The organism is Shewanella sp. KT0246 (genome assembly GCF_019654955.1).
GTDB classification, from domain to species: domain Bacteria; phylum Pseudomonadota; class Gammaproteobacteria; order Enterobacterales; family Shewanellaceae; genus Shewanella; species Shewanella goraebulensis.
Window position 1 is genome coordinate 1 of sequence record NZ_BPEV01000017.1, and the last position, 16,688, is coordinate 16,688.

The 16,688-nt window shown below is 37.4% G+C and carries 15 protein-coding genes; all 15 read left to right on the forward strand.

The window, feature by feature from the left end; all coding sequences use genetic code 11:
* The first annotated feature begins 35 nt into the window (after positions 1-35).
* The 15 genes from K5Q58_RS10030 to rfbD all read left to right on the forward strand — a co-directional run bounded on the left by K5Q58_RS10030 (position 36) and on the right by rfbD (position 16,579).
* On the forward strand, positions 36-896 hold the full coding sequence (locus K5Q58_RS10030) for a hypothetical protein (protein WP_220753794.1): 861 nt from the start codon (positions 36-38) through the stop codon (positions 894-896).
* Complete coding sequence (locus tag K5Q58_RS10035) at positions 893-1,858, forward strand: sulfotransferase (protein ID WP_220753795.1); 966 nt, start codon at positions 893-895, stop codon at positions 1,856-1,858. Before K5Q58_RS10030 ends, K5Q58_RS10035 begins: the two co-directional genes overlap by 4 nt.
* Positions 1,845-2,465: a sugar transferase gene (locus tag K5Q58_RS10040; protein ID WP_220753796.1), complete on the forward strand. Its 621-nt coding sequence runs from the start codon at positions 1,845-1,847 to the stop codon at positions 2,463-2,465. The genes K5Q58_RS10035 and K5Q58_RS10040 overlap by 14 nt, the downstream gene beginning before the upstream one ends.
* Positions 2,465-3,640 carry a DegT/DnrJ/EryC1/StrS aminotransferase family protein gene (locus tag K5Q58_RS10045; protein ID WP_220753797.1) on the forward strand — a complete coding sequence of 392 codons (1,176 nt, stop codon included), beginning with the start codon at positions 2,465-2,467 and terminating at the stop codon, positions 3,638-3,640. Before K5Q58_RS10040 ends, K5Q58_RS10045 begins: the two co-directional genes overlap by 1 nt.
* 19 nt (positions 3,641-3,659) lie before the next feature.
* Complete coding sequence (gene cysD / locus K5Q58_RS10050; protein ID WP_220753798.1) at positions 3,660-4,568, forward strand: sulfate adenylyltransferase subunit CysD; 909 nt, start codon at positions 3,660-3,662, stop codon at positions 4,566-4,568.
* A 97-nt stretch (positions 4,569-4,665) separates the two neighbouring features.
* Positions 4,666-6,072, forward strand: coding sequence for a sulfate adenylyltransferase subunit CysN (gene cysN, locus K5Q58_RS10055; RefSeq protein WP_220753799.1), 1,407 nt, complete (start codon positions 4,666-4,668; stop codon positions 6,070-6,072).
* Positions 6,073-6,162: 90 nt separating this feature from the next.
* The gene (locus K5Q58_RS10060) at positions 6,163-7,890 is read left to right on the forward strand and encodes an SLC13 family permease (RefSeq protein WP_220753872.1); all 1,728 of its coding nucleotides are present in this window, start codon (positions 6,163-6,165) and stop codon (positions 7,888-7,890) included.
* Between the two features lie 22 nt (positions 7,891-7,912).
* Positions 7,913-8,557, forward strand: a complete 645-nt coding sequence (gene cysC, locus K5Q58_RS10065; RefSeq protein ID WP_220753800.1) for an adenylyl-sulfate kinase — start codon at positions 7,913-7,915, stop codon at positions 8,555-8,557.
* 7 nt (positions 8,558-8,564) lie between these two features.
* On the forward strand, positions 8,565-9,521 hold the full coding sequence (locus tag K5Q58_RS10070; protein ID WP_220753801.1) for a DHH family phosphoesterase: 957 nt from the start codon (positions 8,565-8,567) through the stop codon (positions 9,519-9,521).
* Positions 9,522-9,614: 93 nt separating this feature from the next.
* Positions 9,615-11,546: a nucleoside-diphosphate sugar epimerase/dehydratase gene (locus K5Q58_RS10075; protein WP_220753802.1), complete on the forward strand. Its 1,932-nt coding sequence runs from the start codon at positions 9,615-9,617 to the stop codon at positions 11,544-11,546.
* Positions 11,547-11,597: 51 nt separating this feature from the next.
* A complete protein-coding gene (gene glmM, locus K5Q58_RS10080; protein ID WP_220753803.1) occupies positions 11,598-12,953 on the forward strand; it encodes a phosphoglucosamine mutase in 1,356 nt (451 codons plus the stop codon).
* Positions 12,954-13,094: 141 nt separating this feature from the next.
* Positions 13,095-14,159 (forward strand): dTDP-glucose 4,6-dehydratase, encoded by a 1,065-nt coding sequence (gene rfbB / locus K5Q58_RS10085; protein WP_220753804.1) that lies wholly within the window; start codon positions 13,095-13,097, stop codon positions 14,157-14,159.
* Complete coding sequence (gene rfbA, locus K5Q58_RS10090) at positions 14,159-15,073, forward strand: glucose-1-phosphate thymidylyltransferase RfbA (RefSeq protein ID WP_220753805.1); 915 nt, start codon at positions 14,159-14,161, stop codon at positions 15,071-15,073. Before rfbB ends, rfbA begins: the two co-directional genes overlap by 1 nt.
* On the forward strand, positions 15,060-15,680 hold the full coding sequence (gene rfbC, locus K5Q58_RS10095; protein WP_308443228.1) for a dTDP-4-dehydrorhamnose 3,5-epimerase: 621 nt from the start codon (positions 15,060-15,062) through the stop codon (positions 15,678-15,680). Before rfbA ends, rfbC begins: the two co-directional genes overlap by 14 nt.
* Positions 15,677-16,579 (forward strand): dTDP-4-dehydrorhamnose reductase, encoded by a 903-nt coding sequence (gene rfbD / locus K5Q58_RS10100; RefSeq protein ID WP_220753806.1) that lies wholly within the window; start codon positions 15,677-15,679, stop codon positions 16,577-16,579. Before rfbC ends, rfbD begins: the two co-directional genes overlap by 4 nt.
* Positions 16,580-16,688: the final 109 nt, after the last annotated feature.

Genomic DNA, 16,688 nt, shown 5'->3' on the forward strand with positions numbered 1-16,688 from the left:
ATTTTATAAAGTAATAATTTCAACTGGAGTAACTCTTGATCGGCTATAAATTTGAAAGTAGTAAAGGGATCTGTTTTAGAGAGAATCAAAAAGGCCTCTTCCCTTTGTCCCCTCCAATAAAACAGGAAAACTTAAAACCATGTGAAGCCTACGAAATTCTTAAAGTTAGTGATTGTTACTTTATTCGTTGGGATAAAAACTTCGATAGAACTAATAATCAATGTTGGTGGCATATAATTAAAGATAATTTTGAACCTATAGAGAATCTACCTAAGAAAACTAGATATATGGTTAAAAAGGCTAGTTCTAAATACTTTGTGAAGTTGATAGATAAAGAAATTATTTTAAACTATGGATATGATATATATATTAGCGCATATAGTCGTTATAAAACTCACGAGCGTATTTTTACAAAACCAGAGTTTTTATTATCAATAAATAGCTTACCCGATAATACCGACTTTTTCGGAGTTTTTGAGAATGATACTAATAAAATGGTCGCTTTTTCTGAAAATTATATTGAAAAAAATGTTTGTTTCTATGTAACGATGTGGTGTACTCCTGACTCTATGAAGAAGTTTTCTTCTTATTTATTATTTCATGAAATGGAAAAACATTATCTGTATGACCTGAACTTTAATTATATTTCTGACGGAACAAGAAGTATTAGTCATGATACTAATATTCATCAGTTTTTAATTAGTAAGTTTAACTTCAGAAAGGCATATTCAGATCTTAATCTAGTATATAAACCTTGGTTCGGAGCTATCGTTAGTTTCTTGTATCAATTCAAATGGATGATAGATAAGAGTGGAATTCCTATTTTAAAAAAGTTATCAATTTTACTTTTACAAGAAGATATCAGGCGAAAAAGTATGAAAGGCGAAAACTTATGAAAAGAGAGAGTTTATTAGTCAAGTTATGTAAGCTTTTTCAAAGGTTACCCCTGTTTATTTTCAGGCCTTTTGAATCTTTTTTAATAAAAAAACATAAAAGCAAAAATCTTAGTAATGCTGTGTTTTTATTGGCTTTACCAAGAAGTGGATCAACTGTAACTTATCAATCATTATGCCATAGGTTGACATTTCAGTACTTGTCTAACATTTGGATTCTGTTTTATCAGTTACCATTACTAGGTGGTTTATTATCATCTTTACTAACTTTGAAGCATAAATCTAATTTCGAGTCTCAACACGGTCTAGTTTCTGGTGTGGATGGGCCTGCAGAAGGTTTAGATTTTTGGAGTTATTGGTTTGATTTTAGCTTAGAAGACAAGGACTATACATTAGGTAAGTCTGCTCATATCGATAAGCGAACTAGTTATATAAATTCAGTTTTACTTTCTTTGACTAATAATTCTACCCCTTTTTTAACGGCTTTTCTTGGACATACATTATACCCCACAGAGGTTTGTAACCATTTTCCAAAGGCTGCATTTATAAGGTTGCGAAGAGATCCCGTTTCAAATGCCTTGTCTTTGTTCAATTCTATGAAAAACAATAGTTCAGATTGGATATCTATAGTACCTAAGGAGTGCTTAGGTGTTAATTATCTAAGTAATCATGAAAAAGTTGCTGCTCAGGTTTATTGGCTCAATCGTCGCCTAGATGATAGTACGTATGCTGGAAATATGTTTCAGCTTTTTTATGAAGATTTATGTATGAACCCTAAAGAAGAGATTGATAAAGTACATTTGTGGCTAAAAAGTAAAGGTATAATAACTACTGTAAAATTTGATTTTCCAAATAATTTTAATTATAAGTCTGTTGATTATAGTAAAGATAGAGATGCAATCAAAATAAAAGCTGCTTTAGATCTTATAGAAGTGAAACATGGTAAACTCAATGGTTTTAATTGATATGGTTAAATTGAATGAACGACAAGCATTTATCAAAAGAAGTTTTGATATTATATTTTCCTTTTTAGGCCTTTTATTTTTTGGTTGGTTAATCTTGTTCGCTTGGATTATTGCTAGTTTGGATACATCATCAAATGGATTTTTTTTACAATGGCGTGTAGGTCTAAATGGAAAGCTATTCAGAGTGATAAAAATTAAAACCATGATATCAGTCTCTGGTTTCGATTCTTCGGTTACCACAAGTAAAGACCCTCGAATTACAAAAATCGGAATGTTCTTTCGAAAAACTAAAGTAGATGAGCTTCCTCAATTATGGAATGTTATTTTAGGTGATATGAGTTTCGTTGGGCCTAGACCAGATGTTCCCGGTTTTGCTGACAAATTAACTGACAATCAACGAGGTATTTTATCATTAAGACCAGGAATTACAGGGCCTGCAACTTTAAAATACCGTAATGAAGAAGAATTGTTGGCGCAAAGTGATAATCCCGAAGAGTTTAACAAAAATGTAATTTGGCCTGATAAAGTCAAAATTAATTTGTCGTACATTATGACGTGGTCTTTAAGCAAAGATCTCATTTATATATTTAAAACGGTTGTCAAATAATGCTGAATACAAAATTCTCTCCCTGGCCTTCTTTTACACGAGAAGAAACTGAGGCTGTAACTCATGTCTTACTCTCAAATAAAGTCAATTATTGGACTGGTCAAGAATGTCGAAACTTTGAAAAAGAATTTGCGGCTTGGGTTGGCTGTGATCATGCGATTGCTTTAGGTAACGGCACTTTAGCTTTAGACCTTGCGTTGAAAGCGCTAAATATCGGTGTTGATGACGAAGTCATTACTACTCCACGTACATTTCTAGCTTCTGTCTCCTCAATAGTTACAGCAAGCGCGACACCAGTTTTTGCCGATGTTGATTTAAATAGTCAAAATATTACTGCAGAAAGTATTGAAGCTGTGTTAACGCCAAAAACCAAGGCTGTAATTGTTGTTCATCTAGCTGGAATGCCAGCAGATATGGATGCGATTATGGCTCTTTCAGAAGCGCACGGTTTTTATGTTATTGAGGATTGTGCCCAAGCTCATGGTGCCAAATATAAGGGGCGCTCTGTTGGTTCTATCGGACATATTGGAGCATGGTCTTTTTGCCAAGATAAAATCATGACGACCGGTGGTGAAGGTGGCATGGTGACGACTAATGATAAGTCTTTATGGTCAACTATGTGGTCTTATAAAGATCATGGCAAAAGCTTCGATGCTATTTATAACCGCGAACATCCGCCAGGATTCCGTTGGTTACACGAAAGCTTTGGCACTAATTGGCGCATGACTGAAATGCAAGCTGCTATTGGTAGAATTCAGTTAACGAAAATGCATGAATGGTCTTCTAATCGAATTTCAAATGCTGAAGCCATAGAGTCAGTTGCTAGTTGTTTCAATTGCATTAGAGTACCGCAAATTAATTCTGATCTCACACATGCTCGTTATAAACAATATTTATTTATTATACCTGAGCTCTTAAAAGAAGGGTGGGATAGAGATAGAATAGCCGCTGAAATTGAAAAACTCGGGGTTCCTTGCTTTCAAGGCAGTTGCTCAGAAGTATATTTAGAAAAAGCATTTGATGATACTAATTTTAGACCTAAAAAAAGATTAACTAACGCCAAAGAACTTGGCGAAACATCCTTAATGTTCTTGATTCATCCCACGCTAACTAAAGCAGAAATTACTACGACATGTGAAGCGCTTAAAAGTGTACTTTTAATCGCTTCAAAATAAAAATAGGGTCAAAAATTAAATGGACGATAAAAGACTTACTCACTTAAGAGCACTCGAAGCTGAGTCAATTCATATCATGCGTGAAGTTGCTGCAGAATTCGATAATCCTGTAATGCTTTACTCTGTTGGTAAAGACTCATCAGTATTACTGCATTTAGCTCGTAAAGCATTTTACCCAGGGAAAATCCCATTTCCTTTAATGCATGTTGATACTAATTGGAAGTTTAAAGAAATGATCCAGTTTAGGGATCAAATGGCTGAAAAGTACGATTTTGATTTAATCGTACATAAAAATCCACGAGGAATGGAAATGGGCTGTAGCCCGTTTGTTCATGGTAGTGCTAAGCACACAGATATCATGAAAACTGAAGGCTTAAAGCAAGCTCTCGATATGCACGGCTTTGATGCCGCTTTTGGTGGCGCACGCCGCGATGAAGAAAAGTCACGTGCAAAAGAGCGTGTGTATTCATTCCGTGATAATAAGCATCGCTGGGATCCTAAAAACCAACGTCCTGAGCTTTGGAATATTTATAATAGTAAAGTTGATAAAGGTGAAAGTATCCGTGTATTCCCGTTATCGAATTGGACTGAGTTAGATATCTGGCAATATATTTACCTTGAGGGTATCGAAATTCCATCTCTATATTTTGCTAAAAAGCGTCCAGTAGTTGAAAGAGATGGTACGTTAATCATGGTAGATGATGATCGTATGGAATTGCAAGAAGGCGAAACTGCAGAACAAAAGATGGTTCGTTTTAGAACACTTGGCTGTTACCCACTAACAGGTGCTGTCGATTCAGTTGCACAAACCTTGCCTGAAATTATTCAAGAAATGCTTTTATGTACAACATCAGAGCGTCAAGGCCGAGTTATTGATAACGACTCAGCAGGTTCGATGGAGAAGAAAAAGATGGAAGGTTATTTTTAATCTTGAATCCATATTTTACCTTGCTAAGTCATAAAAGCTTGAACTAATTTTAAGCAACTTTCGTTGCTAAAGATGATCCAAATTTAAGGAAAGATTGATGTCTAACAGTACGTCTCTTATTGCTTCTGATATTGAAGCATATTTAAAAGTGCATGAAAATAAAGACATGCTCCGTATCTTAACTTGCGGTAGTGTGGATGATGGTAAGTCAACGTTGATTGGTAGATTGTTGTTTGATAGCAAAATGATTTTTGAAGATCAGATGGCAGCAATTGAAAAAGACTCTAAACGATTTAATACCACTGACGACTCTTTTGATTTAGCTTTATTAGTAGATGGTTTGCAGTCAGAACGAGAGCAAGGTATTACCATTGATGTTGCTTATCGTTATTTTGCAACGGAGCAACGCAAGTTCATTATCGCTGATACTCCTGGTCATGAGCAATATACTCGTAACATGGCAACTGGTGCTTCAACAGCAGATCTAGCCATTATCCTTATTGATGCTCGTCACGGTGTTCAAGTTCAAACTCGCCGTCATAGCTTTATTTGTTCTCAGCTAGGTATTAAACACGTCATTATTGCTATTAATAAAATGGATGCTGTTGATTACGACCAAAGTGTTTATCAAAATATCAAAAAAGAATACCGTGAATTTGCTGAGGACTTATCTTTTGAAGATGTTCGTTTTGTCCCTATCTCTGCGTTAAAAGGTGATAATGTCGTAAACGAAAGTGAAAATATGACTTGGTATCCTGGTTCTACCATGATGAAGTTACTGAACACAGTTACCATTAACCGTGATGTATCTAGCGCATTTAGAATGCAAGTTCAGTATGTTAACCGTCCTAATCTAGACTTCAGAGGGTTCTGCGGAACGATTGCTTCGGGTGATATTCGTGTTGGTGATACAGTAAAAACGTTACCATCGGGTAAAGAAAGTAAAGTTAAATCTATTGTCACTTTTGATGGTGATATCGAAAAAGCTTCAGCTGGTATGGCGATTACTATTACTCTTGAAGACGAAATTGATATTAGTCGCGGCGATATGCTTGTTAGACCACACGAATTAACATCATCAGCAAGCCATTTTGAAGCTGATGTTGTGTGGATGACAGAAGAAGCACTGCATGTTGATCGTGAGTATGCCATCAAAGTTGGTAGTAAATCAGTTTACGGTTATGTTGAGGCAGTAAACCATCGCGTTGATGTTAATACACTTGAGGTTTCAGACGCAACTCAGCTTGAATTAAACGAGATGGGCAGCTGTAATTTCGCAGTTAATGAGCCCGTTCAATTTGATGCTTATGGTACTAACCGTTCAACAGGTGCTTTTATTATTATTGACCGTTTGACTAACGTTACCGTTGGTGCCGGCATGATAAGAAATGAGATTTCTGGTAAAGAGTTAACAAAGGATTCTGAGTACTCAGAATTTGAAGTTGAATTTAATGCGTTAGTCAGAAAACACTTCCCGCATTGGGGCGCTAAAGTTATAGGTTAACCACTTTTAAAGTGTTAACTTTAAAAGGCTGCTTTGCAATTTATGATGCTTGCAGCCTTTTTTGGTTCCATCATATATTTTGAAGATTTTATGTCTATAGACGCATACCTAACAGTCACGATTTTTATACTAACTATAATAGGGTTATTAAAGTTTCAAAGTAGGCCTGCTGCCGTATTTGGTGTAACTCTTCTAACACTTGTTGCAACCGGCCTCGTCACTAAATCTCAATTATTAGGAAGTATTGCAAATCCTGGCCTGATAACGCTTATTTTACTTATCGTATGTTCATTTGCATTAGAGAAGACTAAATTACTGCGAATAATTGCATCTAAAGTTATTCTAGTAGGCTACAAAGCGACATTTTTTCGCCTATTTACAATTACTGCAGCTTGTTCGGCGCTACTTAATAATACCGCTGTTGTTGCTACGCTTTTATCTCCTATACGCAATAATCCTCACCATTTTGCCAGTAAATTACTTTTACCCCTTTCTTATGCTGCTATTTTGGGGGGGACATTAACCCTCATTGGTACATCAACAAATTTAATTGTAAACAGTCTATTTATTGATGCAGAAGGTCATTCTCTAGAGTTCTTTTCATTCACGGCTATAGGCATAATTTTAGTTATTGGTTGTGGCCTGGTATTGGCGATTTCTGTCAAATTTTTGCCTGAGAATGAGCATCAAGCTGATGGAAGAGAAGGATATTTTATTGATGCAAAAATTGTAGAAAACTCTGAGCTAATAAACCGTTCTGTTGAAGATAACGGTTTACGGCACTTAGAGTCTTTATTTTTAGTGGAAGTTGTTAGGGATGGTCATTTAATTAGCCCTGTATCTCCTACTGAAGTATTGCAGCAAAATGACCGATTAATTTTCAGTGGTGACATCACCAAAGTTGGTCAGCTAAGTCAATTTTCAGGTTTAGAGACTTTTGCTCATACCAATGATTTAAAAGATTCCAATTTAACTGAAGTAGTAGTTCGTCAAGAAAGTATCTTAGTGAGAAAAACATTAAAATATATTGGTTTCAGAGCGCTCTTTGATGCTGCAGTTGTTGCTATTAGAAGAGATGGCGAGCAAGTCTCTGGTAAATTGGGGGATATTGAGATCAAAGCGGGTGACTTTTTGGTTTTAGCTGCTGGCGATGACTTCAAGTCACGACGAAATATCAGTAAAAACTTTATTGTTTTGACCGGAGTAGAAACTGAGAAGCGACTCAATGGCTGGAAAGCATGGCTATCTGTCGGAGGTTTTGTATTAACAATCGCTTTAGCCGCATTTGGTGTTATTGATTTACTTCAAGGTTTGGTTATTTTGCTTGGTGGTTTACTTTTTAGTCGTTCAGTGAATGTCAACGAAATTTTGCGGCGCTTACCAGTTGATATATGGCTGATTGTTTCATCTGCAATTTTACTTTCACATGCTTTGGTTAATGCTGGAGTCGTGGAGTATTTGGGGGATTTGGTTAACCGCAGTGTTGATAAAGAGCATGCCTATATTGCATTAATTCTAATATATCTTTTAACTTGGTTAATGACTGAGCTTGTTACAAATAACGCTGCTGCAGCGTTAATGTTCCCAATTGCTTATAGTTTAGCCTTGGGGTTTGGTGTCGATATATTACCTTTTGTGATGACTGTTGCTTTTGCTGCAAGTGGTAGTTTTATCAGCCCTTACGGGTATCAAACTAACTTGATGGTATTTAATGCTGGTCAATATAAATTAAAAGATTTTGTGAAGGTTGGCCTGCCTGTCAGTCTGACGTATGGCGTAATTGTTATTATTGCTGTGCCGATCTTTTTTCCATTTTAAATAGGCTCTATAAAGGATTCTCATGTCTCATACCCCGTATAAAGAAGTCGACGTACAAGGTGATAAATCGTCTGATGTTATTTGGCATAACGCTAGTGTGAGTGCTTCGGATAGAATAAATAAAAATGGCCATAAGCCTGCCGTTTTATGGTTCACTGGCTTAAGTGGTTCCGGTAAATCAACTGTAGCCAATGCAGTTGATAAAATGCTTCATGACTTAAACTGTAAAACTTACGTGCTCGACGGTGACAATGTTCGCCATGGTTTGAATGGTGATTTAAGCTTTTCAGATGAAGATAGAATTGAAAATATTCGCAGAATTGGTGAAGTCTCTAAGCTATTTGTTGATGCTGGGTTAATCGTGAGCACGGCGTTTATTTCTCCTTTCCATAAAGATAGAGAGATGGTTCGTACACAGTTAACTAAAGGTCAATTTATTGAAGTATTTATTGATACCCCAATAGGGGTGTGCGAGCAACGTGATCCTAAAGGCTTGTACAAGAAAGCGCGTGCTGGAGAGATAAGAAACTTCACCGGAATCGACTCATCATATGATGTTCCTTTAACTCCAGAGGTGCATGTTAAAACCGCTGAAAAGGATATCGAAGCTTGTGCGAAGCAAGTCATCGACTATTTAATTGCTTATCAATTTATTGTTGAAGGATAAAAATTAGATGAACTTTGACGTATTTAATGGCGACGCCGATGGCATAATTGCTTTACTTCAGTTGCGATTAGCAGACAACAAACCGAGTACCTTAATCACTGGTGTTAAACGTGATATCGAACTGCTAAAGCAAGTTGAGGCGGGCAAAGGGGATAATGTTACCGTGCTTGATATCTCTATGGAGAAGAACATTGAACCTTTACAAGTATTACTTGAAAAAGGGGTTAATATTTTCTATGCAGATCATCATCGAAGTGGTGACATTCCAAGTTTCACTAATTTAAATGCGCATATAAACCTTGATGCAAACTGTTGCACCTCATTACTCGTTGATGAAGTGCTCAAAGGGAAATATCGCAATTGGGCAATAACAGCTGCATTTGGCGATAACCTTTTTGCCAAAGCAAATGAACTGTGTGAGCTTGAAGGCTTATCTTCGCAGCAATCTGAGCAGTTAAAAGAGCTTGGAACGCTTATTAATTACAATGGCTATGGTGCCAATGTCACAGATTTACATTTCCATCCGGCAGACTTATATTTGGCTCTTTTACAGTACCCATGTCCCTTTGAGGTTGTTCATGACCTCAACTCGCCTTATTATGTTTTAAAGTCTGCATATAAAATCGATTTTGAAAATGCTAAAGCTATTGAACCCATTCTTGATGATAGCAAATTGGCTGTGTTTGAATTACCAAATACCACGTGGGCAAAAAGGATCAGTGGAGTATATGGAAATTACTTAGCTAATGAATCCCCTAGTCGTGCGCATGCAGTGCTCACTGATAATAATGATGGCTCTTACACTGTCTCATTACGGGCCCCTTTAAATAATAAACAAGGTGCGGGCGATATTTGCTGTCAGTTTGCAACAGGCGGAGGGCGCTCTGCAGCAGCAGGAGTGAATAAACTCCCTAAGGGTCACATAAAAGACTTTATCAAAGCTGTAGAATTATATTATTCATAAAAAATTCATCCCAACATGTTAAGTTTTCTTGATTAGCATTTATCTATATATTTTCAGTAATATTTCAACTTAGTATTATTTCGGAGCCAGTAAATGGACTTTTTTAACAATATTTTTAGGCTTCCTAGGTTTCAAAAGCGGCTGATCAGCTTGGCTATTGATTGCGCTTTCATCTTAGTTGCTTTTTGGGCTGCTTTTTTTGTCAGAGTTGATGATTTTAGTATTTTTTCTAACTTGAATAACTGGTTATTAATTAGTTTAATTACTCCAATTACTCTAATAACATTCATCAAATTAGGACTTTATAGAGCAGTTTTAAGGTATCTTGGTATACAGGCACTTACAGCCGTTTTACTAGGTGCAGCTATATCAACTTTTTCATTGGTTATTCTCGCTTATTTTGCCAATGCAGACGTACCTAGAACTGTTCCAATAATCTATTTTTCATTTATTTTAGTATTGACAGGTGGAACTCGCTCATTATTCCGTTCAGTAATCGGAACGGGTACTAAAAAACAAGGTGAACCAGTCATAATTTATGGAGCAGGAGTCAGTGGTAGACAATTGATGACATCTTTAATGCAAAGCCATGAATATTATCCTTATGCCTTTGTAGATGACGATACCTCTTTACATGGTACTGTTATTTCAGGAATCCATGTTCATTCACCTTCAATAATTCGAAAGTTAGTACAACAAAAGTCAGCCACAAAAGTGCTTTTAGCGTTACCTAGCGCTAGTCGCTCTCGCAGGCATGAAATACTGTCAATATTAGAGCCTTTAGCAGTTCAAGTGATGACAATTCCTGCTATGGCTGATCTAGTCAATGGAAAAAAACTATTTAGTGATATAAAAGAAGTAGGAATTGATGACTTACTTGGTCGTGATTCGGTTGCTCCTCGCGATGATCTCTTAAAAGCTAATATCAAAGATAAAGTCGTAATGGTTACTGGTGCTGGCGGCTCTATAGGTTCAGAATTGTGTAGACAAATTCTTAAGCAAGCTCCTAAAAAGTTAGTCCTTTTTGAATTATCTGAATATGGTTTATACGCAATTGAACGTGAACTTTTAGCGTTAAAAACTTCACTAGGCATTGAAGTTGAAGTTATCCCTATGATTGGCTCTGTTCAAAAAGAAAATAGAGTTACAGCCATAATGGAAGCTTTTAAGGTACAGACGGTTTACCATGCGGCCGCCTATAAACATGTCCCTTTAGTTGAACATAATGTAGTAGAGGGAGTTCGTAATAACGTCTTTGGTACCCTATACACCGCGAGAGCGGCTATTAATGCAAAAGTTGAAACTTTTGTATTAATATCGACAGATAAAGCAGTGCGCCCTACTAATGTAATGGGGACAACAAAGAGAATGGCTGAGTTAGTACTTCAGGCATTTGCTAAAGAGAAACATGATACACGTTTTTGTATGGTCAGATTTGGTAATGTTTTAGGCTCTTCAGGATCTGTTGTACCGCTTTTTAGAAATCAAATCGCCAATGGAGGGCCTCTGACTGTCACTCATCCTGATATCACTCGTTTTTTTATGACGATTCCGGAAGCTTCTCAGTTAGTTATTCAAGCTGGAGCTATGGGTAAAGGTGGTGATGTGTTTGTTTTAGATATGGGCGAACCTGTAAAAATAGTTGATTTAGCCACCAAAATGATTCATTTGAGCGGTTTAGAAATCAAAAATAGTACAAATTTAGATGGTGATATTTCAATCGACTTCTCTGGCCTACGTCCAGGAGAAAAGCTTTATGAAGAGTTATTGATTGGTGATGATGTAACAGGTACTGAACATGAAAGGATAATGACAGCGAATGAGATTAATCTAGATTGGTCTGAATATTCAATTATCCTTGACCGCTTAGATACTGCTTGTCATGAGTTTAATCATGAAGAAATCCGTGAAATTTTATTAAAAACTCCAACTGGATTTAATCCTACAGATGGAATCTGTGATTTAGTTTATCAACAAAAAAACTCTTTTGAACTAGAAAAAAACAATGTGGTTCAAATTGGATAAGTAACATAGAAATTTTTAGACGTTAGTTTTGATTTAATTAATGGAGTAATAATGTCTCGTAAGTATTTTGGCACCGATGGTGTGCGCGGTAAAGTGGGTGACTTTCCTATTAATCCGTCTTTTGCAATGAAATTAGGTTGGGCTGCGGGGACGGTTTTAGCGTCAGCAGGCACCAAAGAAGTGATTATTGGTAAAGATACTCGTATTAGTGGTTATATGCTTGAAACTGCGATGCAAGCGGGCTTTTCTGCAGCGGGTATTAACTGTGCGCTGGTTGGTCCAATGCCAACACCAGCTATTGCATATTTAACATCGACATTTAGAGCCGATGCGGGTGTGGTGATCAGTGCATCCCACAACCCATATTATGATAATGGTATTAAGCTGTTTTCAAACTCGGGTACCAAGTTAAACGATGCCCAAGAATTAGAGATAGAACACTTACTCGATCAAGCCATTAACCATGGTGCGATGACCTGTGTTGATTCTGATAAATTAGGCAAGGTACGCCGTATATCAGATGCTGCGGGTCGTTACATTGAGTTTTGTAAAGGGACTTTCGATAAAGATAAGTCACTTACTGGGCTCAAAATTGTAGTAGATTCTGCCAATGGCGCGGCTTATCACATCGCCAAAGAAGTGTATGCAGAACTTGGCGCAGAAGTGATCAGTATTAATGACAAGCCTGATGGTCTGAATATTAACGAGCGTTGTGGTGCAACCCATTTAGATAGCCTGCAAACCGCAGTGATGGTTCATGAAGCAGACCTCGGTATTGCTTTAGATGGTGATGCCGATAGAGTCTTATTTGTTGATCATAATGGCCATGCCGTTGATGGCGATGAAATATTGTTTATTCTTGCTCAAGCGGCACAAGCTAAAGGCGAATTACAAGGTGGTGTAGTAGGCACCTTAATGTCTAACTTAGGTCTTGAGTTAGCGCTAAAAGAGATGGATATTCCTTTTGTTCGTGCCAAAGTGGGCGACCGTTATGTGGTTGAGCAATTAAAACAGACTGGCTGGCAATTGGGCGGGGAAGGCTCGGGTCATATCTTAAGCTTAAAACACACCACCACAGGTGATGGTGTTGTTGCATCACTTCAAGTACTTGATGCGGTGATTGAGTCAGGAAAAAGCTTAGCGGATGTTAAGTCAGGAATGACTAAACTGCCTCAGGTGCTTATCAATGTACGCTTAAATGCTGATAATGCCGATGAGATTATTGCTGCTGAATCAGTTAAGCAGTCAGTGTTAGCTGCTGAGGCGTTTATGGGCGAAAGAGGCAGAGTATTATTACGAAAATCAGGTACTGAGCCACTTATTCGAGTGATGGTTGAATCTACTTGCGCTGAAATGACCCAAACTCAAGCACAAAGTATTGCTGATGCAGTTAAACTTGCGGGTTAATTGTTAGATTATAATTTAGTTTTAATTTGCTTGTGTAGCGATTTAAATAAAAATGCCAGCGTAATCTACGCTGGCATTTTTGTTTTGTTTGATATAATCCGTCGCTTATTCGTTGCCACTTTAGGCTCTTACAGGACATTTATGCTTTTAATCACTGGCGGTGCGGGTTTTATCGGTGCAAATTTAATTCGCTATATTTTAGACACTACCAATGAAACCGTGGTGAATTTTGATGCATTAACTTATTCAGGTAATTTAGCCTCTTTAAAGTGTGTAGAATCAAATCCTAGATATCACTTCGTACATGGTAATATTTGTGATTCTGAGTCTTTGAAGCAAGTATTTTCGGACTTCAAACCTACAGCTATTATGCATTTAGCTGCCGAGAGCCATGTAGATCGCTCCATAGATGGTCCTTCAGCGTTCATTGAGACCAATATTGTCGGCACATTTAAGTTATTAGAAGCAGCCAAAGACTATTGGCTAACGTTAAATGAGCAAGATAAACACAGTTTTCGGTTTGTTCATATCTCTACTGATGAAGTTTATGGCGATTTAAGCCAAGATGAACCCGCATTCAATGAATTAACCTCCTATAAGCCAAGTTCACCTTATTCAGCTTCAAAAGCTTCCTCTGATCATTTAGTCAGTGCATGGCATCGAACCTATGGTTTACCCGTTGTGATGAGCCATTGTTCAAATAACTATGGTCAGCTTCAATATCCTGAGAAGCTCATACCCCATATGATTTTAAATGCTCTGGCTGGTAAACCTTTACCCATTTATGGTGATGGGAAACAAGTTAGAGATTGGCTGCATGTTGATGATCATGTTCGTGGATTATTTAAAGTGCTCACTCAAGGAAAAGTAGGGCAAGTGTATAATATTGGTGGTCTGAATCAGATAACAAATCTTGACGTTGTCTGCCAAGTTTGTGAGCTATTAGATGAGTTAGTGCCATGTAAAGGTGAGCTTAAATCATATGCTGAATTGATAACCTTTGTGGCAGATAGACCAGGGCATGATGTACGTTATGCTATTGATATAACTAAAATACACACTGAGCTTGATTGGCAGCCAACAGAGTCCTTTAAATCGGGCCTACGAAAAACTGTGCAATGGTATTTAGCCCACTTAGATTGGTGCCAAAATATAATAGATGAGGGTTATCAATTGAAGCCATTTGACAAAGTGAATGCTAACTAATGACACAAATAAAATCATCTGCTTATAAAGGTATTATTCTTGCTGGTGGGAGTGGTAGCCGACTTTATCCTATTACCTTTGGAACCTCTAAACAGCTGTTACCTGTTTATGATAAACCAATGATTTATTATCCTTTGTCAGTACTGATGTTAGCGGGTATTCGTGATGTGTTAATCATTTCAAGCCCTGATGATCTTGCTAACTTTAAACGCTTATTGGGTAATGGCGAGCAATTCGGGATTAAGATTAGTTATGAAGAACAAGCAAGTCCTGATGGGCTGGCACAAGCTTTTTTAATTGGTGAATCATTTATTGGTGATAGTAATGTCGCGCTAGTTCTAGGTGATAATATTTTTTATGGCCAAAGCTTTAGTGAACAACTTAAAAAAGCGGTGTCGAAACCATCTGGAGCAACGATATTCGGTTATAGAGTCAGTGCTCCTGAGCGTTTTGGAGTAATAGGTTTTAATGATAAAGGGCAAGTTACCGATATTGAAGAGAAACCGTTAAAACCCAAATCAAATCATGCCGTCACTGGTTTGTATTTTTACGATAATAAAGTTATTAGTATCGCGAAGTCGATTAAACCCTCCAAAAGAGGTGAGTTAGAGATTACTGACGTGAATTTGGCTTACCTTAACCAAAATCAGCTAAATGTTGAGATACTGGGTCGAGGTTTTGCTTGGTTAGATACAGGTACCCATGACTCCTTGTTAGAAGCCAGTCACTTTGTGCAAACAGTAGAGAAACGCCAAGGCCTTAAAGTGGCCTGTTTAGAGGAAATTGCATTTATCAATCAATGGATTGATGTAACCCAGCTTAAGCAACAAGCTCTAAGGCATCAGCAGACGGCTTATGGTGATTATCTAATGCTAATTGCGCAAGAACATGGCAATAAATATGACGAGTCATAAAAATAGTAACAGTAATAGTAACGGTATGAAAATCAACGAAACTGACCTTGCAGATGTCAAAATCATTGAGCCGCGATTGTTTAATGATGACAGAGGCTTCTTTTATGAAAGTTTTCAAGCTGAGCGCTATCAAAAAGCGTTAAATATTAATAAGCCTTTTGTACAAAGTAATGTGTCTCAATCTAAACGAGGTGTACTAAGAGGCCTTCACTTTCAAAGACAACAACCTCAAGGGAAACTCATTAGCGTCATTCGTGGAAGCATCTTCGATGTAGCAGTCGATCTCCGTAAAGGCTCAAAGAGTTTTGGCAGCTGGGTCGGTGTTGAGTTATCGGCTGAAAATAAACGCCAAATTTGGATCCCTGAAGGGTTTGCCCATGGCTTTGTTACTTTGTCAGAGCTTGCAGATGTTGAATATAAATGCACTGATTATTATGCGCCACAATACGAAGCTTGCTTGCTTTGGAATGACCCTGATGTGGCAATAGACTGGCCGATTAAAGAGCCAATATTATCAACCAAAGATACGCTTGGTTTGACGTTGGAAGAGTTAGCGCTGAAAGGCTTGATTTTTAAGGGTGAGATGTCGAAGGATTTAGTTCTGTGAAAGTTTGGTTGGTTGGCAAAGATGGTCAATTAGGTCAAAGCTTGATTGCCTATTTCAAACAAAACTCATCACTTCTCAACGCTAGGTTCAAGATTCAGTCAACGAATAAATCTGATGTTGATATTTGTAATTCAGCTTCAGTGTCACGATATATGGCAATGTTCAAACCAGACATTATTGTTAATGCTGCGGCTTATACGAATGTAGAACAAGCTGAAACTGATATTGAATTGTGCCGAGAAGTGAATCTTCTTGGTACCAACAATTTAGCGAAAGCGGCAAGTCATTATAAAATTCCACTTATTCATTTATCCACCGATTATGTATTCGATGGTCAATCGGTTTCGCCTTATCTTGAAACTGATGATACTCAGCCACTTAATACCTATGGCGAGACCAAGTTGCTAAGTGAAGCATTGATAAGAGCCGAGTTAAAACAGCACCTTATTATCCGCACATCTTGGCTTATTAGTCAGTATGGCAATAACTTTGCTAAAACAGTATTAAGGTTATCCAAGCAGCATTCACAGTTAGCAATGATTTCAGATCAACAAGGTTGTCCAACCTTTGCAGATGACTTATCCGCAGCAGTATTTAAACTGTTGATGGCAATAGATTCAGGCCAAGCTGATTGGGGAACATTTCATTATTGTGGTAGTAGAGCCATGACTTGGTTTGAGTTAACCCAACAGATTTTGGATGAAGCTTTAAAGCACAAAAAAATCAACTCTAAACCTGAGGTGGTGGCTATTTCATCAGAAGCATTTGCTTTGCATGCTAATACCAAAGCTCTAAGGCCTAAATACTCTGTGCTTGGGTGTCAAAAAATTAAACAAGTTTGGGGAATAACTAGGCCTGACTGGACTTGCTCTTTAAAACGGCTTGTTGACAAACTCTAGTTCAAACACCTATTTTTTCTGATTTGGTTGTTACGTCTAATAAAAAGCCTTGTTTAGCCATATGACTCAATTGAGTAATAAGCGAGTAACCAGTGAGCTAAAAAGGCTT

Excerpts from the sequence above, each read along its gene's own strand:
- glmM (WP_220753803.1), top strand. The coding sequence starts at position 11,598 with ATGTCTCGTAAGTATTTTGGCACCGATGGTGTGCGCGGTAAAGTGGGT.
- K5Q58_RS10045 (WP_220753797.1), top strand. The coding sequence starts at position 2,465 with ATGCTGAATACAAAATTCTCTCCCTGGCCTTCTTTTACACGAGAAGAA.
- K5Q58_RS10035 (WP_220753795.1), top strand. The coding sequence starts at position 893 with ATGAAAAGAGAGAGTTTATTAGTCAAGTTATGTAAGCTTTTTCAAAGG.
- rfbA (WP_220753805.1), top strand. The coding sequence starts at position 14,159 with ATGACACAAATAAAATCATCTGCTTATAAAGGTATTATTCTTGCTGGT.
- cysN (WP_220753799.1), top strand. The coding sequence starts at position 4,666 with ATGTCTAACAGTACGTCTCTTATTGCTTCTGATATTGAAGCATATTTA.
- K5Q58_RS10070 (WP_220753801.1), top strand. The coding sequence starts at position 8,565 with ATGAACTTTGACGTATTTAATGGCGACGCCGATGGCATAATTGCTTTA.
- cysD (WP_220753798.1), top strand. The coding sequence starts at position 3,660 with ATGGACGATAAAAGACTTACTCACTTAAGAGCACTCGAAGCTGAGTCA.
- rfbC (WP_308443228.1), top strand. The coding sequence starts at position 15,060 with ATGACGAGTCATAAAAATAGTAACAGTAATAGTAACGGTATGAAAATC.
- cysC (WP_220753800.1), top strand. The coding sequence starts at position 7,913 with ATGTCTCATACCCCGTATAAAGAAGTCGACGTACAAGGTGATAAATCG.
- K5Q58_RS10060 (WP_220753872.1), top strand. The coding sequence starts at position 6,163 with ATGTCTATAGACGCATACCTAACAGTCACGATTTTTATACTAACTATA.
- K5Q58_RS10075 (WP_220753802.1), top strand. The coding sequence starts at position 9,615 with ATGGACTTTTTTAACAATATTTTTAGGCTTCCTAGGTTTCAAAAGCGG.
- K5Q58_RS10040 (WP_220753796.1), top strand. The coding sequence starts at position 1,845 with ATGGTTTTAATTGATATGGTTAAATTGAATGAACGACAAGCATTTATC.
- rfbB (WP_220753804.1), top strand. The coding sequence starts at position 13,095 with ATGCTTTTAATCACTGGCGGTGCGGGTTTTATCGGTGCAAATTTAATT.